Genomic DNA, 25,394 nt, shown 5'->3' with positions numbered 1-25,394 from the left:
TCTGTTCAAAGTGACAAGCCATTGTTTGTCACACAGCTAACTTCACTGCCTGACGTGCGATCAGCTTCCATTCTTTGCCGCTCTTTTTCCAGATGGTGAGGATGTCCAGTTTTACTGTGCCGGGGTTACCACCATCATTGGTAGCGGCAGACAATTTATGACGCACAATGGCTACATCGCCCGATACGCTGATGGTTTGTTCTGTCAGGTCGATGCTTACGAAATCGGATTTGCCACTGGCAATCGCTTCTACGAAGGCAGCTTTGTCTTCGATCTTACCACTGGAATGGCCATAGCTCAACTTCTCGTCGGCTACTTTTTCCAGGGCTGCTCTTTCGCCACTGATCATGGCCTGCTTCAGCGACTCTACTGCTGCAGCTACGGCTGTTTCGTCTTTGCTTTGCGCCAGCGCTGTCATCGTGATAAGGTTTACGATCACCAGGAGGCTCATTAGTTTGATACGCATAACTGTATTTTTGCGGGTTAAGAATGAACCCCAAATTAGTTTTTATTTTATTACTGGCTACTTCTCCAATGGCATATCTATGTATATTATTGGCGTAAGGGTAACCTCACTTGTCAATCCTGCTGCTTTTGGCTCCCATTTGGCGGCAGTGAACAGTCCATCCGCTCCCCGATTGGCGGGCAGTCTCGATGGGAAGTTGGTATTGTAAAATTTCTTCCACGGCACACCCCGTTTGTCCATATCCGCAATGCGGTTGGCCATACCGTTGGTGACTTGTATTTCCAATTGATTGTTTGCTAAAAGGTCTTTTGCAGGAAGCACGACTTGAAATACCGGGCCTATCAAGGTTTGAACCCGTTTACCGTTCAGGAATACTTCTGCCGATTCCTGTACATTCCCGAGACTCAGTAAAAGACCGGTGTAGTCTTTTACGGCAGGTTTCTTAAACGTGATCTTATAAGAAGCAGTGCCGGCAAATTTTTTCACGTCTTCACCCGGCCATTCCGTCCATGAAGTGAGTTGTGTAATAGCAGCAGGGGCTGGCAAAACAGGCCCTCCGCTCAGGAACGACACATTCCAGGTGCCTTCAAGCTTAACACGATCACCTACAGTAGCAATATAGGGATAACAAGCGGAATGTAACTTCGTTGCGGCTGTTTGTAAGACACAGCTCTCGCCGGGGTTGAGCTGCAGGTAAACGGTTGCCGCTGCACCAGCCACTTTATTCATAATTCCATATCCTGATCTTTTCTGCATGGGATCGAATACAGTAATACCCTTTGCAGGGGTACTGATGTTTACCCAACCATCCACGCGTTGCTTACCGGTATTGGTGATGAAATAATATTTACCGCCGTCAATAGAGCGGCGTATACATTGCAACCCCTGTGCCGCCATTGTTTCCTGTGGTACTTTGGCAGCGGCCAGTAGTTGTTGCATATCATCGCCCAACAGGAATTTTCCTTTACCTGTGATGGCCTGTTGTACATCATTAGTAGTGGTAAACTTTAATTGTCCCAGTAGTGCTTTGAAAGCAGCCTGCCGTTTATCGAGTGTACTATAGCCTGGCACATCAGCAGGTAGTGCTTTATGAATAATAACAGTAGCGCCATTCTGTGCCAGGGATACCAGCTTTTGCAAAGTCTCCAGTGGCAGGAATTTGGTTTCGGCCAATACGATCGTCTTGTAGGCATTGCCACCGGATAATAATCCGGTACCATTGTTCTTTACCTGTTGTAATTGTTTATCGGAGAATATGTCGAATGCATAACCGTTCTCCAACATCCAGGAAGCTGTATTCTTAAAGTCGGTGTTCTCAAATCCTTCCATGCCGTCGAAGTGGTGGAGCAGGTCGCGGCCCGGCTCTGCGAAGCGGTCATAGATGGGGAAGTATAACAGTACATCATTATCAGGCTTGCCAGCTTGCAGGAATGACTGGCAATGTGCTACGTACTGATTGAGTGTACCAAAGTCTTTCCAGAAAGGATTATTCGGATGGAAGTGTACTGCTGCGTAGAACAACCATCCCGGCCAGGGATCGTTCTTCGGCGAATAGTTGGTGCCGTGGTAAAAGATATGGTTCACGCCACCAATGAAGTATTTATCCAATGCCAGCTTTACATCGCCCAGGCTGGATTGAAAATGCTCATTGAGCCAGGTGGCTGCTTCTGCCGAAGCCAGCGGCTTGCCCAACACATGGGCCGTGGAGGTTGCAAATTTGAAACGTAGTATATCCGTGCCTTCTGTCTCCGGAATATCGATGGCCCCATAGAGATCGAGGATATTGGCAGGCGAGCCGTGGGACTGGTTGCGTATCAACGCTCCTTTTGCTTTGGCCCAACTGTGCCAGGGGGTAGTGAATTTTTCTAGCAACAGTTCTGAAACGGTTTGGCGGTAATCGCTCAATATGCGCTCGTTCTTTTCCTTTGTATCTTTTCCATACAATGCGGGCAACATTGTGCGCAGGTCATACCCACGCCGTTGCTGGAACTCGCGCAGCATATCGGGTGTCCAGTTGGCCTGTCCGCGTGCATCGTCTACTTCATACGAGTCATTGAAGAATGAACGAAGGCCTTTAATATTTCTGCCGGCCAATGCTTTGTCAAAATATTGCAGATAGTGTTGCAAGGCTGGTAAGTTGAAGTGGTCTATTACATCTCCTTCTCCTCCGGGCGCCGCTCTTTCTACCATCTTACCATGCCAGCCCTGGAACAGGCCGTACAGTGTCCAGTTGCCGGTGGGGGCAGTCCAGTTAAGCGTTCCATCTGCGCTTACTTTAGCAGTGAGATCCTGGCTGTTGCCTTGTTCATCGTAGGCCATCAACAATGTGACGGGCAATTCTTTTTCGTAGCGTACCTGATCGAAAGCGTATTCCTGCAGGTTCTTGTTGGTAGCGATGGGATAAGTCAATGTTTTTATATCTACCTGTTTGCCGCTTACTGTACGGATCAGTGGTTGTTGTGTGAAGGTGATCTTCTCTTTCAATTGCTCACCGGCTTTCAGCGTCCAGGTTTTCAGGTTCACGTTTTTGCAGGCATCGGTGGGTGTTACCCAAGGGCCGCCAAAAGGCCAGCCAGTGCCTGTAGCCATATCGATGCCGAGGTTAAAGCGTCTGCCTTCCTGCAACGTGTATTCCAGCATGCTTACCCATTGTGGAGAGAGGAAGGGAATAAACTGCTGTTCAGTGCCACGTACGCCGTAGATCGGTGTTATTTCCAATCCACCCAGTCCGGCTTTCCGGTATTGCTGCATCAGGTCGGTGATGTCTGTTTTATTGACAGCACTGCCTTCCCACCACCAGCGTGTCCAGGGTTTGGTGGTTTGTGTAATGGCGGGCCAAAGGTCCTGGGCGTGAGTTGAAAGGCCCCCTGATAGCGAAGCTGCAAGCCAGAGGCTTGCAAATACCCTCACTCGCCGGAGGCGAGCGAGTGGAAATATTTTCGGGTACATATGTGAGGTTACCGGGTTTCTCATTCTTATAAGTTAATGTGCCTTGTCAGGTTGTCTTAACAAAACCCTTCGACAAGCTCAGGGTGACACAACAATATTTATACTTTTGATTTGGCAATCTCTACGGCGTATACCTGTTCTTCTCCTTCGAAATTGGCTCTGAATATAATCCATTTACCGTCGGGTGAAAAATGGACGTTGGGCTCGAGCTTATACCCATGGTGCTGCATGTTGACCAGCTTCTCGGATACGAACTTATCTCTTTCCGGGCGGAATAGGTATATCCACCGGCCGTTCTTTGCACGTGCTACCTGTCCTGAGTCGCCACCATCACCGGCAAACAGCTTCTGATCGGGCGAAGTAGTGAAATGGATGGACCATTCATCGCGGGTTAGCTCATATCTTTTTTCTGTCAATGTCTTTACATCGGTACCAGCTACAAAGAACTTCACGCTACGCGGCGTTTGCAGGTCGAACCAGATCGTCTTGCCATCGGGGCTAAACCACTCATGGCCTGCAATCTCCATATCCATCGTTCTTTTGTGCATCAGTTTGATATCGCCGCTGCTCAGGCTAATCGTCCATATCCTGTTCACCTTGTGCCAGGGACCTTCATGACAAAACATGAGCAGGTCGGGATCGGTGGAAGAGAATTGTACGTGGTTAAGCCAGGCACTATCGGTAAACAGCTTGCGCAGCTGCCCGCTCTTTACATCAATCACAAATAATGTGCGGGGTAACCGGGCTTCGTAGATCAGGTTGAAGTAGCTGCTTTTATTGGGGTTCTTTCTGAATATTTCCTTTTCTGCATCCGTAGAGTAAACACCTCCGAGCAATGTTTCATCGGCATTGACAGTGGTGATGCCTGCTTTGAAATCGGGTGGAAACACAAAGAGCAGGCGCGACTTTTTGGTATCGATATCGGTAGCCCATACACTGTCTTTGATCTGGTAGTAAACCGATTTGGTTTTGGCCCCTACTATCTCTCCGTTCATGGGAGAAGCCTGCTGTGTGACCTGTTCAGGTTTTAAAGTATTAAGATCAACGGTATAGACCTGTCTGCCGTTGGCGCCGGTGTTGTAGTACACCATTTTATTCCCGATGAACGGGTTATTGTGAAAGTAAAAGCTGGAGTTTCTGCCTTCCGTGCGGGACAGCCGCACTACTTTGTGGTGGGTATCTTTATCGATCCACTCGTCCGGCATATCCTTGCCGGTTTCCAACACTTGTTGTGCTGAAGCAACAGTGGATAGTGTCAATAGCAGTAAAAGCGGCGCAAGCAAATTGGGTGAACGCTTTTTCATACGGCAACGTTGTATGGTGTACAATCGAATGTTCTAAAAGTAACACACAAGGCAAAGGCAATCATCCTGAGCTGTCCTGTTGGGAATTGGGCTAAAGCCCAGTAAAAATTTGTTTATAGTGTCCCGGCCCTAAAGGGCCGGGCAATTACCTTCCCCCCTGAACTTTTGTTAATTTCCATCTGGCTTGGTGACGTTCATACGCGGGCTCAGGGGCCAATGCCACTTTTTGATATCATCGGGCCGGGCAGGATTAAAAGGGCGTACGTCTTTTTTAATGTAGCGGGCAAGGTCTAATTTGTTGTCCCTGATGCCCTGCACTATGCAACGGGCTATTTCATAAGCTCCGTAGGGATTAAAGTGGGTGTTGTCTTTTAATTCTTTATCCTGTCCGGGAAATGTGTTCGCTTTATAGATCACAAAGGCCAGCTGGCTCTTATCTGGCCCCCAGGCTTCGTATAGGTTTTTGCTCATATTGTTGAGGTCGATGAGTGCCACTTTCTCTTCTACAGCTGTTTGCCGAACTGCCGCCGGGTAATCACCCAGTGTGTTGACGATCTTACCTGTGCTGTCGAAATTGCGCCGGTGCATAGAAGTGACCAGCACCGGAATGCCTCCTTTTTTACGTGTTTCATCGATGTAGTACTTCAGGTCTCGCTTGTAGGAGGTAAATGGGCCTATCCCCTCGCCTTTCTGCTTTTGGTCGTTGTGCCCAAATTCTATAAACAGGTAATCACCGGGCTTCATGAGTGATAGTACTTTCTCCAGCCGACGGGCCGACCGGAAGCTATTCAGTGCTTCGCCTGACTCAGCGTAGTTGGCAACCACTACTTTGCCTGGCTGAAAGAAAGCCGGGAGCATTTGTCCCCAGGCCGCATATGGTTCCTGTGCCTGATCGACCACTGTAGAGTTTCCGGCGAGAAATACTGTAGTTACTTCCTGTACCGGCGTGATCTCTACCGCACACAGTTTGGGGCTGGCATCATTGAATTCAAGGGTCAGTTTGTTATCCCAATGTAGATACTCGACTTCGCGTGGCTTCAACTTTACTTTCCTGTCGGTGCCTCTAATCAACGAATCACGGACATGTACCGTAAAAGATACTGTGGTAAATTTCCCTTTCTTCGTTTTCACCTGTTGCACCATCATACGACGGCATTCTACACGGATCGTAGCAACTGATGCGCTGTCCGCATCACCCAATGTAACTGTGACGTTGTAACTACCTTCCGGCACTTTCACTGAAAACAGGAAAGGGAGATCGCTGGTTATGAAATCGCGGCGCAAGGCGTCTTTACCGCCCCTGTCAGTGGCGATCAGGGCGCCTCCCCGTTCAAAACCGTAGCCGGTTTGATCGTTATAAAAAGTGGTTGGAGTGACAGGAGTGTACCCTTCAGCTGTTTCGCCGGTGCCGAAGTCAAAACGCCAGGAACTTGTTTGCGCGTTGGCAAACAAAGTTGTCAGACAAAACAAAACTGTGATGCATTGCTTCATATGATTAAAATTCAGTGCAGGGGCGCCAGCAGCCCTGCTGTTTTTGGTGAAAACTGCACGTTTTAGTCAACTACGCTATTTCAATACTCTATCTATACTTCATCTATAGGGTATCTATACTTCATCCATACTCTATCCTGCCTTTATCCTGGTGGCTGAATGCCTGTTCGTTCTTATCAAAACAACGCGGATCACAAAGTAGAATAAAACATGTACTTCCAAAAATCAGTGTGACGCTTTTACATGACAGGTGGAGACAGATTGTGAAATTTGGTGCTTTCTGTCATCTCTGGTGCAAAACGATACAAAGCGGTATTCCCCATCTTAACTATTGGTCATACGATCTTGAATATAAAGGGTGAAGATGTCATGTACTTGCCTCCTTGCGAAGTGGTGAACAGGTAGGCCGGTTTACCGTTTCGCAACAAAAGCTGTGGCCGTTCGAAGCGGCCATACTTTTTTAGATGAGGGGGCGCAGGTGGCTGCTGAATGTATTTGTCGGCGCCATAGTAAGCGATCTCCGGCTCACTCCAATGTAATCCATCTTCCGAACTCATGATGATGCCTTCCTGGTGTCCATACACACCCATGTCGCGCGCAATCATGTACAGCTTGTTGTCCTGCTGCCAGATAAATGCATCTTCAAACTGGGCATTGTCGCCGCGCTTTGAGAAATCAATAACAGGGTTACCAGCATACTTCTCATACGGTCCCTGTAACTGTTTGGCAATAGCCAGCCCGTACTTCCTGTTGCCCCGGATCGTAGGATGGGTAGACTCCTGGTATTCTTTTGTGTTCCATGATTTATAGTATAACCAGTATTCTCCATTCTTTCTTTTGACGAAGGCAGGGTTGGTGGTACAATGATCATCCCATGCACCTGCAGCACCCGGTAATAACAATGGCTCATCAGGCCGCTCCCAAGGACCATCCAAGCTTTTGGCAGTAGCCAGCCCGATGCGCTTGGTATCTGTCTTCCCATTGTTGTTGCCCATGTAGAAAAGGCACCAAGTGTCATCCACTTTTGTGATGAGGGGATTGTGGCAGGTAGTGGCATCCCAATAACCGGGTCGTGGCACTAATACAGTTTCCAATACACGAAAAGGTGACTCTGGCGAGTCAGCTACGGCGTGAGTAATTTCGCTGCCTTTTATCCAGCCGCCCATTCCTTTCTTCGCATCCCAATTGGAAAAGAACACGTGTGTTTTGCCATCAGGGCCTTCAATGGGACTGTTGCACCATACATACCGGCCTTCTATTTCCAATGCACGGCCAACGGGACGCAAGCGACTGGCGAATGGTGATTCGCCCAACGGGTACGGCAATGATGCCATCTGCCGGAAGGGTAAACCCATTCCGGCAGATAGCAGTGTGAGTTGCTTGATGAAATCTTTCCGCTGCATTTAATATCCTTTGTTCTGAAGATACAGTCCAGGTTTGATGTCCAGTTCTGTTTGGGGAACCGGGTAGATGATGTATTCTTTCTGGAATGGCTGCATGGTGTGTTGTACATCTTCGGCAGTGATCCAGGCGGGCATGATCGTTTCGATCGCGCCGCTTCTTACCAGGTCGTGCCAGCGGGAGCCTTCTGCTGCAAACTCTCTTCTTCTTTCACTCATCAGCCTTGCCAAGTCAACATTGGTAATATTGGTTGACAAAGAGGCTCTTCCCCGCACCTTGTTCACTATTGAATCTACAAAGGCTTGTGTGCCCGGCGCTCCACGCAAGATGCATTCTGCCCGCATCATCAGTACGTCGGTATAGCGGTATACAATATAGTTGATTGGCCAGTCCAGCCGGTTGGCGGGTACTTTGGTAAGGTCTACATATTTCTTAAAAAAAGAGCGTGTCTCCGTTACGCCGTTATAGACATAACCTGATTGAATGGAGAATGCTTTGCGGGTGTCGCCCGTCTCATAAGAGTTGAGGAGATTATTGGAAACAGGACGAATGGTGAGCCCGCCCTGTGTGGCCTTTCCCTGTGACTGGAACCAGGTGTCGGGTACCAGCACCCAGGGGAATGTAGATCCTATTACCGGATTGGCGCCGGTGATGTATTGCACATCGAACACCACTTCTGCATTATTCTCATTGGTGAAGGAGAAGATATCGGTGTACTTGTCGAGGAATGAATATTTGTTGCTGCCAATTACTTCATCGAGCAAGGTGGCTGCTTTATCCCATTCGCTCACGCCGAGTCCGGGGCCTTCAATGCCGTATGTGGGACCAGAGCGTGTCATGTAGACCAATGCCAGTAATGTTTTGGCAGCGTAGCGGGTGGCTCTTCCTTTATCTGCCGCCGGATATGTTTCGGGCAGGTTAGTGCCGGCAAACTGCAGATCGGCAATGATGAGGTTGTATACATCGGCTGCGTTGCTGCGGGGTATTTCCAACGCCTGTTCCGGTGTAACAGGTTTATCGAACACCGGCACTTTGCCAAACCATCTTACCAGGTCGAAGTAGAAGAAGGCGCGCAGGAATTTGGCTTCTGCTTCCATGCGGGTACGCAAGGTGGCATCGGTTACTACCGCGCCGTTGGCAACCAATTGCTCCAACAGCTTGTTGGCTCTGAAGATACCATTGAAGTTGACCGACCATGCCTCACTCACATAAGGATTCGCCGCAATGGTCTTGTGAAAGCTGTTGATGCCTTCCCAATCGCGCACGCCACCATCCGATACGGCATATAAATTATCCGACCTTGTTTCGGACAGATTCAGTTGCCTGTCGGGGTAAGCGCGCAGGCTGTTATAGGTAGCGTTGGTAGCTTGCAAGAAATCATTCAATGATGAATAGAATGCATCTGACGGAGAAGCTGAAATGGGTAGTTGTTCCAGTTTCTTTTCGCAGGAGGCCATTACAACCAGCACTACTGCAAAGAGGTAACGAATATTTTTCATACTGATCTGATTAGTAGTTGAATTAAAAAGTAATATTTACACCGATGATCAATGAGCGGGGCAAAGGAAGCCCGCCATAGTCTCCTGCTTCGGGGAAAGCAGTACTGCCGCTTAGATCAGTATTGGTCGCCTCGGGATTGAAGCCGCCTTTGTATCGGTCGTGACCAAAGAAGTTCTCAGCAGTGATGTAAACACGTGCAGCCTGCAAAACGTTCTTTGTTTTGAACAAGCGGCCTGCATCGTATCCCAACGTGATGTTTCGCACGCGGATATAATCGGAAGAATACAACCAGTCGGTATTGATAATACGGCCGAAGGTGGAATAGGCTTTGCCTACTAAACCTGCACCGGGATCTGCCGCAGAACGCCAGCGGTCGCGGAAAAAGCCGAGGGCATTATCCGTAAATCCTTGTCCTGTTCTTCCCAGTGCGCGCCCCAGCAATGAGTAGATGGAACCTCCCCACTGGCCCTGGACCAGCACTGTAAAATCGAATCCTTTGTATCTGAAATTATTGGTGACACCCCAGATATAATCCGGGTTCGGATGTCCTACGATCATACGGTCGTTGGCATCGATCACGCCGTCCTGTGAATAATCAAAGTATTTCGGATCGCCTTCTACCTGTGAACCAAACAAGGGTACTCCTTTGGCAATGTCTTCTTTGGAAAGGATGCCTATTTGCTTTACCGCATAGATGGCATACATCGGCTGGCCTACCCGCAGGATGGCATGAGGAATATCGAAAGAAGAAGGTATCAGTATCTGGTTTTGACCTCCTGCCAATTCCACTACTTTGTTTGTGTTGTGGCTCAGGTTGGCTGAAGTAGTCCATTGGAAATCGCCTGTCATGTTGCGTGTGGTGATCTCGATCTCCCAGCCTTTGTTTCTTGCCTTGCCCGCATTGCGCAGGTAGGTGGAGAAACCCGTAGCTCCCAGAATCGGCACGTTGAGCAACAGGTCGGAGTTGAGCTTGTTGTAATAATCAAAAGAGGCTGTGATGCGGTTGCCCAGCACGCCGATGTCCAGGCCAACATCCCATGTCTCGGCTCTTTCCCAACTCAGGTCGGGGCTTGTGATACCAGTGGGCGACTGACCAACTACCTGCGTACCGTTAAAATTATAGTTATTGAAACCCAATACAGCAATAGAGCTATAATCGCCAATATTATAGTTGCCGGAAGTACCCCAACTGCCACGCAGTTTAAGATCGCTGATGAAATGAACATTCTGCATAAAGGTTTCTTCCGATATTCTCCAGCCTACGGAAGCTGAAGGGAACCAGCCCCAACGGGTGTTGCCGCCAAAGCGCGATGAACCATCACGGCGTAAGCTCGCAGAGAGCAGGTATTTGCCATCATAGCTGTATTGTACTCTTCCAAAATAAGAGAGCAATACATTTCTTGCTTCGCCTGTAAGACCTGTCACCGCAGAGGCCGCATTGAGGGTTGTGATGTAATCGTTGGAAAATCCATTCTGGGAACTAATGCGCAGGTTGTCGATCTTATCGGAGTTGTAAGAGAGACCTGCCAGCACTGAAACATCATGTACACTGGCAATCGTTTTGTTGAACGACAATGTGTTTTCGTTTACAAACGTCTGGCGACGATAGCCTGTTAAAGAACCAGATGTGAGCGCTGTTTGCTGCGCAATGCGCGTAGGCAGTGTGCTGGCAATGGTATAGGGCACATAGTTCTTGGAGCTATTGTCCGTATTATCGAGGTTGAGGGTTGTTTTAAATGTCAGCCCTTTGATGATCTGGTATTCCGCATACATGGAGGTGAGTGTGCGGAAGCGTTTCGTTTCTCCTACTGTATATTTCAATTTAGCGATAGGGCTGTTGGGCGATACGCTCCAACGGTATTGACCATCCATATCGACGTTGGGATAAATGCCCATCGTATCTTCCTGTACGGGCGTGAAGCTCACCATCTGGTGGAGAATATTGTCTTTGCCTTCTACTCCGGGGTCATTGGTAATGGAATAGGTGGGTGACAGGTTGATGCCCAGCTTCAGTTTTTTACTCGCATTGATCTCTACATTGGCACGGGCGGAGTAGCTGGTGTAATCCATGTAATGGACCATGCCCTCCTGCCGGTTGAAGTTGCCTGATACATAGTAGCGTACGTATTCATTGCCGCCGCTGGCTGATATCTGGTGGTTCTGTGTTAATCCTTTACGAAATCCTTCATCCTGCCAATCGATATAACGCAGACCGGGATGACCGGGTTGGGACCAGCGGTCATCGGTCATATAACTTGTGTTGACTGCACCGGGAGCAAGTCCCAATATCACGCGTCGTTGCTCATTGGTTTGAGCAGCTGTTCTGCCCGCACCGGAAGCTACCCACTGTGCGTTGATCATTTCAGTGGCGCGGTCTACCCACTCGTCAGCACTCAGCATGTCCAGCTTGCGCGCACGTTCTGAATAGCCAACATAACTGTTGAAGCCGATCTTTGCTTTGCCGGTTTGTCCGCGTCGCGTAGTGATGAGCACCACTCCATTGGCAGCACGGGAACCGTATATGGCTGCAGCGGCAGCATCTTTCAACACCTGTACCGACTCAATATCGTTGGGGTTCATGTTGTCGAGCGGATTACCCAGTGCGAAGTTGCCAGAGCCATTGGGCGCAGCGGTCGATAAAGGGAATCCATCAATTACATAAAGGGGCTCGTTGCCCGCGGTAATAGAACCCGTACCTCTCACCTGTACGCTCATGCCTTTTCCCAAGGCACCAGTGGTTTGCTTGACGGCCACACCGGCCATCTGTCCTACCAGCGCCTGGTCGACGCGGTTGACGGGCCGCTCTGTGAGACGGGTAGCGTCGAAGTTAGCTACCGCACCGGTGACGTTTCTTTTTCTTTGTGTGCCATACCCGATGACCACTACATCATCTAATGTTTTCTTGTTGCCACGCAGGCTAACCGTTAATGTTGTCTGATTGTTAATGGGTACCTCCTGTGTTTCAAACTCGATGTGTGAGACCATCAGTACTGCATCGCCTTTGGAAACAGTGATCTTAAATGTACCGTCCTCACGGGTAATAGTGGTGTAGTCACCAGTTCCTTTTACCTGGACAGTAGCGCCGGCAACAGGCTTGCCGGCTTCATCATTGACCTTACCGGAAATAACAATGCCAGCACCCGGCGTAGCGCTCTGGGCCTGCGTTTGATTGGTAAGGAGCATCAATAAAATACATGGAAAGAACAGGGCAGATCGAATGATCGTTTGTAATTTCATACAGCTTTTTTTCTTTACGCAATCTTAGTTACTATCAATTCACAAGATGGACCATATGCAAGGGATGGTCCATTTCTCTACGGGAATAGAGCAGGCACTAAAATTAGAAAAGCTGTAAGTAGCATTCATCCTGAACTGTCCTGATGATTACTTCTCGTAGTACTGTAAGGCAGAGTCGTTGATCTTATATTTATTTTGTTGCAATAACTCATAAATAGCGGCACCGGCCAATAATACAGGGCCATAGCCGTGTGCTGCGTATACATTTACCGGGCGATAATAATAAAATGCAGGTTCAAAGCCCATGCCTGTGCCTACGCAGGTACCTTCTACCTGTCCTTTATCATTTACTTTGGTGGATACTGCATTCCAGGCCAGCAATGCCATGGGTCCATATGCTACCGGATCGATCCACCCTTTCTGAATGGCATGTGCAATGCAGTATGTGTAGATAGCCGTGGCAGATGTCTCGAGGTATGAATCGTTGCGATCGAGGAGCTGGTGCCAGAAGCCAGTGCCGGACTGATAAGCAGCCAATCCTTTAATATGCGCACGTAACAACTCCAATACTTTTGTACGACCGGGATGGTTTTCGGGCAGCACATCCAACAGTTCTACTTTCGTCATGATGGCCCAGCCATTCGCTCTTGCCCAATGGAATTGCGGATGGTCCTGCATGCCTTGTACCCAGCCATGCATGTATACATTCTTTTCTTTGTTGAACATACGTTCGGAGAATTGCGTAACCTGCTTCACCGCATCGTCAAAATATTTCCTGTCGCTGGTTAGCTTGCCCATCTGTGCCAGTGCAGGTACGCTCATATAAAGATCATCGAGCCAGATCGTGTTGGGATGTGGCCGGTTGCGCGCCAGCGTACCATCGGGCAGCCGGAATTCTTTGGTGGAGATATATTGAATAAAATTGTCGATGACCGGGCGGAGGTTCTTCACCACACCTGAGCGTTCGGCCTTAATCATGGCAGCGCACATAGCGCCTGCATCATCCAATGCATGCGGATCAATCACTGAACGGAGTGGATTGGAGCGGTTCTTATATTTTTCGAAGATCGGTTTGAATACCGGTACTGCATCTGCGATCATCTGCATACGATGAGTAGTGTATTCAGCATACTTCTTATCGCCTGTTGCAGCGCCTACCTGCAGCATGCCGCTGTAGGTAACGCCCCATTCGTAGCTTGTGAGCCGGAAATCACCGGGTTTTAGGATCGTATTTGTATCGGCCGCATTGACAGCAGTCAGCGCAGCGCCGGAAGTCCGGTTAATCCATTGTGGGGGTGTTGCCACATCGAGGTAATTGTATATCCTGTCCAGCACTTTTTTCACGGCATCGGTGGTGGGCGGACTGTAGGGGATCGGGTAATCCGGTTGGAGGGCGTGTAATGGCGCGGTAACGTCGTTGGCTTTTTGTGCTACAGCGGAAAGCGTAATAAAGATGGCGCAGGAGAATAAAAGTCTTTTCATCGAATACATATTGTGATTCTAATTTAATGAAAGAAAAAGGACGGTCAATAAAAATTGACACGTCCATGCTTGCTATTCTACTAACTAAGACTGCCGAAAGGACTGCCGGGATGATAATCAGTATCCCGGATTTTGGTAGGCCTTCTTCTCATCTGCTGTCAGCGACCTGCCTTCTATTGTGGTGGCATCTATCTGCACGGATGGAATGGGCCTTAGTTTATGGAACTCTTTAAGCTCTGTTGCGTCAGCATTGAAGAGCTTTGTTCTTGCATAGAATGTTTCGGTACGCACCAGGTCTTCCCAGCGGTAAAACTCTCCGCACAGCTCACGGGTGCGCTCATTCAGCATAAAGTGAATGAAGCGGTCGGCCGTGCTGCTTACTGTAGCAGGGTATTGCTCACGGGGTGAATTGGTAGTAAACAAAGCATCGGTAGCCACCATCTGTGCTGCAGTGCTGGTCACATCACCGGGTGTGCCGCCATCGAAGCGTCCTACAGCCGGATTCTTGAATTCGCCGGCGCGGTAGGCTGCGCGTTGACGCACTGCATTGATATAAGTGAGCGCTTTGGTGTAATCGCCTTTTCTGCCGTATGCCTCAGCAGCGATCAGGTAAGTCTCTGCCAACCTTGCCAGGATGCCATTCCTTACTCCGCGTTCTTCATTGTAATTGGGCGTTTGGCGAACGGGGTCGAGGTGTTTCACTAATGTAAGGTACTTATTGGGTCCGTTACCTTCTACAAGGTTACCGCCTGCATTTCTGTAATAGCGCGCAAAAGTAATATAGCGGTATTTAGTAGTATTGGCCAACTCTGCTTCCGTGAGGGTAGTTGTCTTATCGTTCACAATAAACAACGCGGCTGTATCGCCATTGGCATAACGGGGTTTACCTATCAGGGTGCCATTGGGCGCATCGGCGGCTGTCCACTTGGCCACTGCATTGTTGGCAGCTGTTGATGTTCCATTGTTGCGATAGTATACTGTTCTGAAGCTCTTGTAAAAACGGGAATCGTTCCTGCGATCGAACAGGTCGATGGTATAATCTGTAGGGCGCAGACGACGATAGGGCCGCATATTGAAGTTATCGGTTGTACGCACCAACCCGGGTATACCAGCATCGTATTGCATCATGTAGAACAGGTGGGCGCGGTTGCCGCTGGAGCTGTTGAGACTTGTTACATTGCTAAACTGCGCTGCAAAGATGATCTCTTTGCTGGCTTGTGATGCCTGAAATTCTGCGTAGTCAACTGAATTAACTGTGCTCTGGTAGTTGGTGACATAAGGAGGATCGGCATCAACGCCCAGCGCAGCAGTCGTTACATTAGGGTAACCTTTTGGATAAACGCCTCTCCACAAATTCATATAATCGGGTTCCAGTATGTAGGCATTGGAACTGATGACCTGATCGGCAAAGTAGGCGGCACTGTCCATATCGGTTGCTTTCTGGCCACGCTGATCTGTAACGGCGCTGCCACGGGTGAGGTATACTTTAGCCAGGAAGTGATTGGCCGCGCCACGTGCAGCCCTGCCAGGTTCTGAAGCAGACAGGGACAGGTTTTGTGAAGCAAAACGAAGGTCACCGATGATCTGCTCGTAGATGGATGGTACGCTTGCCTTGGCAAAGTCGGACCGTGGGCCTGCCGATGTATTCAGCACCAATGGAATGCTGCCAAACTGTTGTACCATCTGGAAGTAATAATAAGCGCGCAGGAACCTCAGCTCTCCTATGCGTTGATTTTTGGCTGCTTCGGTAGCCAGCATCTTGGAAGCCGGATTATTATACGCAGGAATATTTTCAATGCCCAGGTTGCAACGGTTGATGCCCGTGTAATTATTCGTCCACAATCCGTCGAAGAAACCATGGGTTGCATTGAACGATCCGGGGTCGTAGGTATTGAAGAAGATATAGTTGTACTGGTCTCCTATCATAAACTCGTCGGTACCGAAATTCCACAATGAGTATACCTGCTCGTTCTCAAACTTCCATCTGGTATTGGTATAGGCAGAGCGCACCAGGTCTTCCAGCCCCTGATCGGTTTTATAATAGTCATAGGTGAGAGTGCTTACCAATTCTTCTTCTACAAACTTCTTGCAGGAAAAGAGTGTTATGAAGGCAAGGGCAACTATAATAAACTTTTTCATAATTGTTGTTTGAGCTTGTCAATTAAAATCCAACGCGTACTCCCAATACCACGCTTCTGAAGTTGAAGGAATTGGGTCCTGGTGCGGAAGTAGAACTGGAGGGATAAGACGAGAGGTAAGGAATGGTCTCCGGATCAGCCGTCTTATACTCGCTAAACAGGAAGGGGTTCAGTACGTTCACATAGGCACTGAGGTTATTCATGCCCCAATTTTTGATGAGATCGCGCTGGAAACGGTATGTCAATGAGATATTGCGCACTCTTACAAAGTCGCCGCTTCTGAAGCCCATAGCCTGCCAGTAGGGCTGAATATCGATCGTACTGTTTGCCTGTGCATATTCATTGGAAGGATTGGTGGGTGTCCAGTAATCTACTTTGAAGGACTGATAACGTCCGTTAAGGCTTGGCCTCATTTCGCGTATCAGTGATCCCTGCCTGAAGTATACAAATACATTCAAGTCAAATCCTTTATAGGAGAATGTGGAACTGAAGCTGCCTGTCCATTTCGGATTGTGTGAGCCCAATACCATTTTATCGAGCTCAGAGAAGGCTGTATCACCATTCAGGTCCTGTACATATGCTTTGCCAGGCTGGAAGGCTGTGTTGGTTTTGTTGCCTGCTTTCTTCCAGAAATACTCGGCGAGGATACCGCCTTTGGCAGTGTCGGAGTATTGAAATATGCCCTTGAAGTTATAATCGTAGTAAACGCTCAATGGTTTGTCGATAAACCATTGGCTGGCGATGTTATCTGCTTTTGTTTCCAGAGTTTTAATGGCTTCTTTATTAATGCTCAATACAAAATCGGTGGTCCAGCTAAACCCGCCAAGGTTTTCGATGTTTACTGTCGACAGGTTCAGGTCTATACCTTTGTTATTGACATTACCAATGTTTACCAGTACACTGGAGAAGCCGCTCGTTGTGGGCAGGCGCTTGCTGAGGATCTGGTTACTGTTGGTATTGTACAGGTCGATGGTACCGGTGATGCGGTTGTTCCATAATCCGAAGTCGAGACCAATATTTGTTGATTTTGTTCTTTCCCAGCTAATTTCCAGCGGCAAAGTTGAGGGTGCATAGCCGGGTGCGGCAGCACCGCCAAAGTTGTAAGTGCTTCTTGCCAACGTACCTCCGGCGAGATAAGCATTGATACCAGAGTTCCCTACTTCGCCGTAGCCTACACGCAGCTTGAGGCTATTGATAAATGAAGCGTTCTTCAGGAAATTCTCCTGATCCAGACGCCAGGTAACTGCACCAGAAGGAAAGACCTGGTGCTGACTGCTTGGAGGTAGTACAGAACTCCAATCGTCGCGAACAGTTAATGTGAGGAGGTATTTGTTGTTGAAGCCGTAATTCAACCGTCCGAAATAGGACCAGTTCTTCGTTTGGTTAAATGAACCAGTCGCCTGGTTCGGTGTAGCAGCCGCGTTATTTTGCAGGGAGTACCATTTCTGGCTTTCATAGATCAACTGATCAGCGGAAGCGGAAAATTCTTCAAAGCGGTTGCTTACCCATTCCTGCCCTGCCACTACGTTGAGTGAATGATCGCCGAACCGCGTATCATAGGTAAGGAAGTTTTGAGCTGTCCATGTAAAATAGCTGCGTGCGGTATAGGTAGCATTGGCTGTACCTCCAGCACGTGAGGAGGAAATAGAACCATTGAAAACACCAATGCGCACATTGGAGGCATCAATATTGGCAGCTGCCCTAAATTTGAGTCCTTTCAAAATCGTTATCTCACCGAAAATGTTGGGGAGTATGCGGTTTACTCTCGACTCATTAAAAATAGTATTCGCATCATTCAATGGATTTACTATGTTGGCATCATTACCAGGCATCAATATGAAAGTACCGTCTTTGTCATATGGTTGTGCAATGGGTAATTGTCCATTGACGCCGCCGTATACATTGGGGCCTGTATTCTGGATAGAGAACGTATATAAAATACCTCCGCCAAAGGTGATCGACTTATTGGGTCGCATGTCGGTATTCAGGTTGAAGGTGTAGCGGGTAAAGTCCTGCCCTGTTTGTATGCCTTTCTGGTTAAAGTAACCACCTGAGAAAGCTGCTTTGAACTTTTCACTGCCTCCTGTTACCGTGATGTTGTGGTTGTGGGTGATACCGGTTTCGAGTCCATGTTGCTGCCAGTTGTAGCTGCCTACTTTGGAAGGATCGTAAATGGCAACGCTGTCCAGTGCTGCGAGGCCGAGCCTTGTGAGGAATGCTTTTTCTTCGGCCGTAGTAGCGCGTCTGGCAGCGATCAGCCTCGACCGGTCTCTCCAGGTGTAACCCGCCGCTACTGATTCCCAGGTATAGGCATCCTGCCTGGCCCAGAATAACACTGAATCTATTTTAGGATCGGGGAAGTAGAAAGTAGGATTGGTTGCGCCGGGGCTTAATGTCAAGTTGTAGGCTTTGTTGCCGAAATATGCATCTCTTCTCATTTGTGCATATTCAGCTCCACTGAACACTTCCTGTGGCCGGATAATATTGTCGAAAGAAACTTTTCCATCATACTCCACAGATAATTTACCAGTCTTACCTTTTTTAGTAGTTACCTGTATTACTCCGTTGGCGCCTCTCGATCCATAGATGGCTGTAGCGGATGCATCTTTCAATACGTCGATGTTTTCAATATCAAGTGGATTGAGATCATTCAGACTGTAAGCGATGGGTACACCATCCACTACTACCAAAGGTTCATTGGTAGCTACCAATGAGCGGTTACCACGGATGCGTATGCTGGCGCCTGATCCCGGCCTGAAAGAAGAAGGTGTGGCTACGAGACCAGCGATCCTGCCTTGTAATGCCTGGGTGACATTCGTTGTAGGTATCTCCCGTAGTTTAGCTTCTCCTACTGAAGCTATAGAACCGGTTACGTCGCTTTTCTTTCTGCTACCGTAACCTACTACCACTACATCATCCATCGATTGGGAGATAGCGTAGAGAGTTACCGACATAGAAGTGTTACTACCTACTCTTATTTCCTGTGTAGCATAACCAATATAACTTATCACCAAAACAGGATTAGCACCGCTTACCGTGAGCCGGAACTCACCTTTATCATTGGTTGTAGCTGATGTACCTGTACGCTTCAATACTACTGTAGCGCCTGTTAATGGCTCATTCTTTTCGTTGACAATCGTACCCGTGATCACCGTATCGAAGACTGGTGGCGGATTGTTGTCCAGGTAATAGTTGTGTGTGTTATGATCTTTGAAGGGAGGGGGCGTGTTGCCGGGCGTGGCAAACGAGGAGAAAGGGCTTAGGGCGATCAGTAGGGCAATACTTATCCCATAAGCATAGAAATGGTTTTTTTCCATACAGCAGTTTTAAAGCAAATGATATTCAATCGTTCCACGCCTAAATTAGTCAGGTGTAATTTTATAATCATCCTGATCCATCCTGACGTTTGGTTTATTCGTGTCATTCTGACGATATTATAAATCCAGATGGGGCGTGGGATAGGCTGAAACTCAGTGTTGCAGGACGCTTCAGGATGGTTGCTGTATTGCAAAAGTTAATTTAGTAGTGGAATAGTGTATATCTAACGATTATTGACGCGGTATTTTTTATTTGCTTTTGCTATTTATGTAACCTATTAACTGAACCAAAATTAACTTGCCATGCTTCATTACGACTGCACAGGTTCATCCATTGCGATCTTCCACCCTCCCGAAATGTTTCCTGTTCATCTTGTTGTTTTTCAGAACAGTTGTAGCCTGTTTCCCTGATCGATAATCGTGCTGATTAAACGGTCAACGGTAAGTTATGTAAACCTACATCGCTTGCCCAAGGCTATTGGCATGTCCATTCTTCACTTCTTTATCCCGCTTTATATACCGTTCTCAAAAAAGAAAAACTGTCTATTGCTATGTACAAGTTCCTACACCAGATGCTTGCAGTAATGACGATCGTGTTGTTGCTGGCGGGCTGCCGCAAAAAAGCATTCGATGAGTATTATGGTCGCCCCACTTCCCTGGAACCGCCCATTTACCAACAGCTGGAAGCCAAAGGTAATTTCAAACATTTGCTGGCCGCTATCGACAAGGCTGGTTATAAGAGTATTCTTGGCGCTGCCGGTTACTGGACTTTCTTTGCGCCACATGACTCCGCCTTCCAGGTATACTTCAAAGAGCGCAACATCAATGGTATCGATCAACTGGACAGTAATGCGTGTCAGCAGATCGTTACCTATTGTCTTGTATACAATGCTTTTAAGAAAGAACGGATCGGTGATTATCAAGCAACCACCGGATGGGTAGTCAACCAGGCATTCAGGAGAAGGACCGCGAATTATACGGGTGTGTACAACACAACAGATACCAGTGGCAAACCGATCAAGGCTATTGCCGCTAACCGTAATTCTAATTTCATTGAGGCTGACAATAACAATAAGCACCTGCCTTATTTTGTCGACAATTTCATGAAGGCCAAAGACCTCACGGCTGCCGATTATAATTATTTCTATCCCAATACTGCTTATACCGGCTTCAATGTAGCTGATGCGGTGGTGACGCAACAGGATATTCCTGCTGAGAATGGCGTGATCCATGTAGTGAACAAGGTGATCTCTGTGCTACCTTCCATAGATCAGTACCTCGCCAGTAAACCAGAGTACAGCTTGTTCAAGGGTATCTTCGACAAATTCCTGATCCAATATGTTTTAAACAACTCTGTAACGACGCGCTACCGAAACCAGACCGGGCAGAGCGACCAGGTGTTTACCAAGTTGTATAACTCTCTTCTCGCTTTCTCTCCTAACAATGAGAATTTTCTGAAGGCTCAGGATAATGACGCGCAGAATAATTGCTGGAGCGTTTTTGCACCTACCAATGATGTGCTGGAGCCTTATATTAAAACAGTACTGCTGGAGCATTATGACAAACTGGAGAGTATGCCGCGTACCATCATTTACGATTTCGTGAATGCGCACTTGTGGCAGTCGGCTGTTTGGCCCAGCAAGTTCCAGACCACGTTGAACTTTGTGAATGAAGAGGCACGTTTTAATCCTGCTACCGACATCAGCGATAAGAAGGTATTGAGTAATGGTATCTTCTATGGCACTAAGAAGGTGCAGGATGCCAATGTGTTCAGTAGTGTATATGGCAAGGCTTATCTCGACCCCAAATACTCCATGATGATCACTTTGCTGAACCTGGAGCTGAAGGGTCAGGTGTCGAGCATCCACCGTAAGTATACTATGTTCATGGTCAGCAATCAAATGTTCAATGATGCCGGCTATACTGTAGACTTAACTGTGAGCAATGATATAAACGACCAGTGGCGCTATACTCCCAAGCCTGGCTCTACGATCCCTGCCAGCACCGGCTCCAGCACGCGTGCCCGGTTACAACGGATCATCAACCAGCATGTAGTGCCGCTTACCGTGATCGATGATCTTTCGGGTGAAGGCATGCTACAGACTTATGGCGGCGAATACATCAGTTATAAGAACAACACTGTTTTTGCAGCGGGCAATGTGGACTCCAACAATGTGGCCACCATACTGGATACTAAAACTGCCAAGAATGGCCGGGTGTATTATGCGACGCGCCTGATGGAATACAGTGAAGCGCTTCCGGGTGTACATATTGAAAAGCTGGGAACGCCGGCAAGCTCACAATATAATTTCTTCTGGCAATACCTAAAGGGTTCCGGATTGTGGAACAATACTACCAAGGAAATACTGGGTGTGGCTAATGGTACTTTCTATACGTTGTTTGTGCCCAACAATGCAGCTATTCAAAAGGCAGTTGATGACGGCTTGCTGCCGGGCACAGGTACCGCTCCGGGTAAAACGCCTGTGTTTGCGCCTACCTCACCAGCTGATCAACAATTGGTGACGAGGTTCATCCAATTCCATTTTCTCAACAAACGGTGTATTGGCACCGATGGCGGGGATGGCGGGGCTATCGAAACACTGTATAAAACGGATGAGGGTGATCCTACTACGATCTTCGTTAATAATGGTCCGTCTTCAATTGTGTTGACAGACGTGAACAGCCGGACTGCTACTGTGGTATCTCCCCGCAGTTCGTACCTCAGCAATCGTTGTATCATTCACCTTGTGAATAATTACCTGCAATATCAATAAATAATTACCCGCAAATAAACGCTATGAGAAAGTTTTTCACCAGGATCGTTTGTGTATTGCTGCTGTTGGCTACCTGTTGGCAGGCGGCATGGACACAAGCTCCGGCAGCTACGGACAATAAGCTGATCATCCGGGGCAAGATCACCGATAAGAAGAATAAGGAGCCGATCTCCGGCGCCTCGGTCTCTGAAATGGATGCCGACGGGCGTATCATAAAAGGAGCAGCTACAGATATTGAAGGAAATTTTGTACTCCGCATTACTAATCCAAAGAATAAACTGTCTGTTTCTTTCGTAGGTTATAAGACCACCAGTCAGGCAATCGGTGGCCGCACTACTATCAACTTCCAACTGGAAGCCGGCGGCGGGGCCGACCTTGAGGAGGCTATTGTAGTAGCTGCCCGGCGGGTAGATAACGGGATGGGGCAAACAGCTGAAAGAAACCTTACTACTTCGGTAGCGCGGATCAGCTCTAAAGAAATGGAAGAGATGCAGGCGGCCAGTATCGACCAGGCTTTGCAGGGACGACTGAGTGGCGTGGACATCACTGCTACCAGTGGCGATCCCGGCGCAGCGATGAATATTCGCATCCGTGGTGTGTCTTCTATCAACTCTACCGGCAATCCGCTCATTGTGGTGGATGGCATGCCTTATGAAACCGATATTCCCAGTGACTTCAACTTTGGCACAGCCGATGAGCAGGGTTATGCTCAGTTGCTGAACATCTCTCCTGCCGATATCAAAGAGATCACTGTGCTGAAGGATGCGGCAGCTACTGCTGTGTGGGGCAGCCGTGCCGCTAATGGCGTATTGGTTATAACTACTAAAAGGGGAACGCGTGGCAAGCCCAGCATCACGTATACTTTCAAAGGTTCTACTTCTGAGTTACCGGACCCCATCCCTATGCTCAACGGGGACCAGTACTCCACGCTGATACCGGAAGCTTTCATGAACCGGCTGGGTACTACTATGGGCCAGGCTGTACGTGAGTTCAATTATGACCCGAACGATCCTTACTGGTATCACAACTACAGTAATAATGTGAACTGGGTGGATGCGATCAGTCGCCGTGGCTGGTTGCAGGATCATACTATTTCCATGAATGGTGGTGGTGAAAAGGCTAAGTATTTTGCTTCAGTAGGTTACTTCAATCAGACCGGGGTTACGATAGGTACTGCGCTCAAACGGATCAACACGCGTATCAACCTCGACTATGCTATTTCGGACAGGATCAAGATATTTACCAGCATTGCTTATACGCATTCGGACCAGGACCGGAATTTTTTCAATGCCAACGACAATAACGAAGGTGCTATCCGTAATGTGGCTTACATCAAGATGCCCAATATGAGCATCTTCGAGTATGATGAGCTGGGCAATCTCACGCCCAATTATTTCTCCCCCTCGGCGAATGTGCAAGGAACGTATGCGCGTATTTATAACCCGGTAGCCATGGCCAGCCAGGCCAAGCTGGGCGTACTGGGTGAACGGGTGGTGCCGCGGTTCCAACTGGATTATGCCATTGTTAAAAATGTGCTGCGGGCTACATTCGATGTTCAGTTCGATATCAATAATACCAAGAATAAAAGTTTTCTACCGCAGATTGCCACAGGGCGTGCCAATACGGAAACAATCGTGAACCGGGCTTATGATGGTGATATCGATCAGTTCAGTGTGACTACCCGTACCAACCTTTCATATACTCCGCAGTTCAAGAATAACGATCACGTATTTTCCAGTTTCCTCAACGTGTTTACCAGTGATCTGCGTTCGGTAGCGCAGGAGATCGTGACTTCCAATACAGCATCTTCCTTACTCGTAGATCCTGCAGCGCCTTCGCGCACGCAGAACCAGGACCTGCAAGCCAGATCGGGTATTGCACAAACGCGGAGTGTAGGCGCCGTGATCATTGCGCGGTATGGTTTTAAGGACAAGTATCTCATTGAAGCTACGCTTCGTGGTGATGGCAGTTCACGGTTTGGTCCCGATTACCGGTATGGCCTTTTCCCTGGCGCTTCTTTGCGCTGGCGGATATCGGAGGAGGGTTTCTTTAAAAAGATCAAACAACTTGATGATCTCAGCTTCCGCGCCAGTTATGCGCAAAGTGGCAATGCTCCTAAAAACGATTATTTATTCTTCAATACTTATAGCACTTATAGCTGGAGCTATCAGGGACAGAGTGGTGTATTTCCTTCGCGTATGGAGCTGAACAATCTGCGCTGGGAAACTATTCATGGCGCGAACGTAGGTTTCAACGTGTCGATGTTCAAAGGCCGCCTGCGTGCGGATATCGACTTTTACCGCAACCGCACCAAGGACCTTTACCTGCAAAACCTGGCTATTCCTTCGCACACCGGTTTTAACAATGTGAGCATGAATATCGGCACTATGGATAACCAGGGCTGGGAACTCGCTTTCTGGACCGTACCGTATAAAACAAAGGACTGGACTATTGGCTTCGACTTCAATATTGCACAGAACCAGAACATCATCCGCTCTATTTCAGAGTTCTATCCCAATATGGTGGGTAATGTAGGCAACAACGGGGAATACATGCGGCTGTTGCAGATCGACAATCCGTTTGGCTCTTTTTATGGTTATAAGTTCAAGGGTGTATATAAAGACAAGGCATCGACTGTTGCTGTTGGCGCCAACGGCAAGCCCATCGTCGGCCCCAATGGTCAGCAGGTATACATGCGGTTCAATTATCCTACTGTGGATTATACTTTTCAACCGGGTGATGCGATGTATGAAGACATCAACAACGACGGGAACATCAATTATATGGATGTGGTTTATCTCGGTAACAGCAATCCCAAACTAACCGGTGGCTTTGGTCCTTCTGTGGGTTATAAGAATTTCCGGTTATCCACTTTCTTCAGTTTCCGTTATGGGTATGAAGTAGTGAACGGCACCAAGATGAACACCACCAATATGTATAAGTTCGATAACCAGAGTACGGCTGTGTTGCGCCGCTGGCGGAAGGAGGGTGATGTAACGGATATTCCGCGCGGCATCATCGAGGGTGGGTACAACTGGCTGGCGAGTGACCGCTATGTGGAGGATGCTTCTTACCTGCGCTTCCGCACCGTGACGCTGCGGTACACGTTTGCCCCGGAATTGATCAGCCGGCTGAAAATGAAAACGCTGAGTGCTTTTGTAACGGCAGAGAACCTCGTTACCTGGACTAAATATACCGGACAGGACCCGGAGGTAAGTGCCCGTGGCGCCGATCCTTTCCGCGTAGCGTTTGACTACTCTATGACACCTCCTTCTAAATTGTTTACGCTGGGCATAGTCGCCGGCTTTTAATTATCTATCACAACGAAACGCCCG

Annotated in this window: 12 protein-coding genes; 2 read left to right on the top strand and 10 right to left on the bottom strand. The window is 48.2% G+C overall.

Annotated features, from left to right (window positions below):
* Nucleotides 1-28: 28 nt before the first annotated feature.
* The 10 genes from AC5JBY_RS02205 to AC5JBY_RS02160 form a co-directional block, all read right to left on the bottom strand.
* The gene (locus AC5JBY_RS02205) at nucleotides 29-466 is read right to left on the bottom strand and encodes a nuclear transport factor 2 family protein (protein WP_495902906.1); all 438 of its coding nucleotides are present in this window, start codon (nucleotides 464-466) and stop codon (nucleotides 29-31) included.
* 57 nt (nucleotides 467-523) lie between these two features.
* Nucleotides 524-3,415, bottom strand: coding sequence for a glycosyl hydrolase (locus tag AC5JBY_RS02200; RefSeq protein ID WP_495902905.1), 2,892 nt, complete (start codon nucleotides 3,413-3,415; stop codon nucleotides 524-526).
* Between the two features lie 98 nt (nucleotides 3,416-3,513).
* Nucleotides 3,514-4,719 carry an oligogalacturonate lyase family protein gene (locus tag AC5JBY_RS02195; RefSeq protein WP_495902904.1) on the bottom strand — a complete coding sequence of 402 codons (1,206 nt, stop codon included), beginning with the start codon at nucleotides 4,717-4,719 and terminating at the stop codon, nucleotides 3,514-3,516.
* 168 nt (nucleotides 4,720-4,887) lie between these two features.
* Entirely contained in the window at nucleotides 4,888-6,210 is a 1,323-nt protein-coding gene (locus AC5JBY_RS02190) for a rhamnogalacturonan acetylesterase (RefSeq protein WP_495902903.1), read from the bottom strand.
* A 335-nt stretch (nucleotides 6,211-6,545) separates the two neighbouring features.
* Complete coding sequence (locus AC5JBY_RS02185) at nucleotides 6,546-7,613, bottom strand: glycoside hydrolase family protein (RefSeq protein WP_495902902.1); 1,068 nt, start codon at nucleotides 7,611-7,613, stop codon at nucleotides 6,546-6,548.
* Nucleotides 7,614-9,110 carry a RagB/SusD family nutrient uptake outer membrane protein gene (locus AC5JBY_RS02180; protein ID WP_495902901.1) on the bottom strand — a complete coding sequence of 499 codons (1,497 nt, stop codon included), beginning with the start codon at nucleotides 9,108-9,110 and terminating at the stop codon, nucleotides 7,614-7,616.
* Between the two features lie 22 nt (nucleotides 9,111-9,132).
* A complete protein-coding gene (locus tag AC5JBY_RS02175) occupies nucleotides 9,133-12,348 on the bottom strand; it encodes a SusC/RagA family TonB-linked outer membrane protein (RefSeq protein ID WP_495902900.1) in 3,216 nt (1,071 codons plus the stop codon).
* 147 nt (nucleotides 12,349-12,495) lie between these two features.
* The gene (locus AC5JBY_RS02170) at nucleotides 12,496-13,830 is read right to left on the bottom strand and encodes a glycoside hydrolase family 88/105 protein (RefSeq protein WP_495902899.1); all 1,335 of its coding nucleotides are present in this window, start codon (nucleotides 13,828-13,830) and stop codon (nucleotides 12,496-12,498) included.
* A 117-nt stretch (nucleotides 13,831-13,947) separates the two neighbouring features.
* Nucleotides 13,948-15,969, bottom strand: a complete 2,022-nt coding sequence (locus AC5JBY_RS02165; RefSeq protein WP_495902898.1) for a RagB/SusD family nutrient uptake outer membrane protein — start codon at nucleotides 15,967-15,969, stop codon at nucleotides 13,948-13,950.
* 22 nt (nucleotides 15,970-15,991) lie between these two features.
* Entirely contained in the window at nucleotides 15,992-19,285 is a 3,294-nt protein-coding gene (locus AC5JBY_RS02160) for a SusC/RagA family TonB-linked outer membrane protein (RefSeq protein ID WP_495902897.1), read from the bottom strand.
* Nucleotides 19,286-19,836: 551 nt separating this feature from the next.
* On the opposite strand from AC5JBY_RS02160, the gene AC5JBY_RS02155 reads away from it, so the two are divergent.
* Nucleotides 19,837-22,059, top strand: coding sequence for a fasciclin domain-containing protein (locus tag AC5JBY_RS02155; protein WP_495902896.1), 2,223 nt, complete (start codon nucleotides 19,837-19,839; stop codon nucleotides 22,057-22,059).
* Between the two features lie 23 nt (nucleotides 22,060-22,082).
* Nucleotides 22,083-25,370, top strand: a complete 3,288-nt coding sequence (locus AC5JBY_RS02150) for a SusC/RagA family TonB-linked outer membrane protein (RefSeq protein WP_495902895.1) — start codon at nucleotides 22,083-22,085, stop codon at nucleotides 25,368-25,370.
* Nucleotides 25,371-25,394 lie beyond the last annotated feature (24 nt).

This window comes from Paraflavitalea sp., from assembly GCF_059502485.1.
Note: the sequence above shows the minus strand (reverse complement) of the source record. Positions and strands in the feature narration are given on the sequence as shown.

Coding starts and splice junctions, on each gene's coding strand:
- AC5JBY_RS02200 (WP_495902905.1), bottom strand. CDS start 3,415: ATGTACCCGAAAATATTTCCACTCGCTCGCCTCCGGCGAGTGAGGGTA.
- AC5JBY_RS02160 (WP_495902897.1), bottom strand. CDS start 19,285: ATGGAAAAAAACCATTTCTATGCTTATGGGATAAGTATTGCCCTACTG.
- AC5JBY_RS02165 (WP_495902898.1), bottom strand. CDS start 15,969: ATGAAAAAGTTTATTATAGTTGCCCTTGCCTTCATAACACTCTTTTCC.
- AC5JBY_RS02205 (WP_495902906.1), bottom strand. CDS start 466: ATGCGTATCAAACTAATGAGCCTCCTGGTGATCGTAAACCTTATCACG.
- AC5JBY_RS02190 (WP_495902903.1), bottom strand. CDS start 6,210: ATGAAGCAATGCATCACAGTTTTGTTTTGTCTGACAACTTTGTTTGCC.
- AC5JBY_RS02170 (WP_495902899.1), bottom strand. CDS start 13,830: ATGAAAAGACTTTTATTCTCCTGCGCCATCTTTATTACGCTTTCCGCT.
- AC5JBY_RS02175 (WP_495902900.1), bottom strand. CDS start 12,348: ATGAAATTACAAACGATCATTCGATCTGCCCTGTTCTTTCCATGTATT.
- AC5JBY_RS02185 (WP_495902902.1), bottom strand. CDS start 7,613: ATGCAGCGGAAAGATTTCATCAAGCAACTCACACTGCTATCTGCCGGA.
- AC5JBY_RS02150 (WP_495902895.1), top strand. CDS start 22,083: ATGAGAAAGTTTTTCACCAGGATCGTTTGTGTATTGCTGCTGTTGGCT.
- AC5JBY_RS02180 (WP_495902901.1), bottom strand. CDS start 9,110: ATGAAAAATATTCGTTACCTCTTTGCAGTAGTGCTGGTTGTAATGGCC.
- AC5JBY_RS02155 (WP_495902896.1), top strand. CDS start 19,837: ATGTACAAGTTCCTACACCAGATGCTTGCAGTAATGACGATCGTGTTG.
- AC5JBY_RS02195 (WP_495902904.1), bottom strand. CDS start 4,719: ATGAAAAAGCGTTCACCCAATTTGCTTGCGCCGCTTTTACTGCTATTG.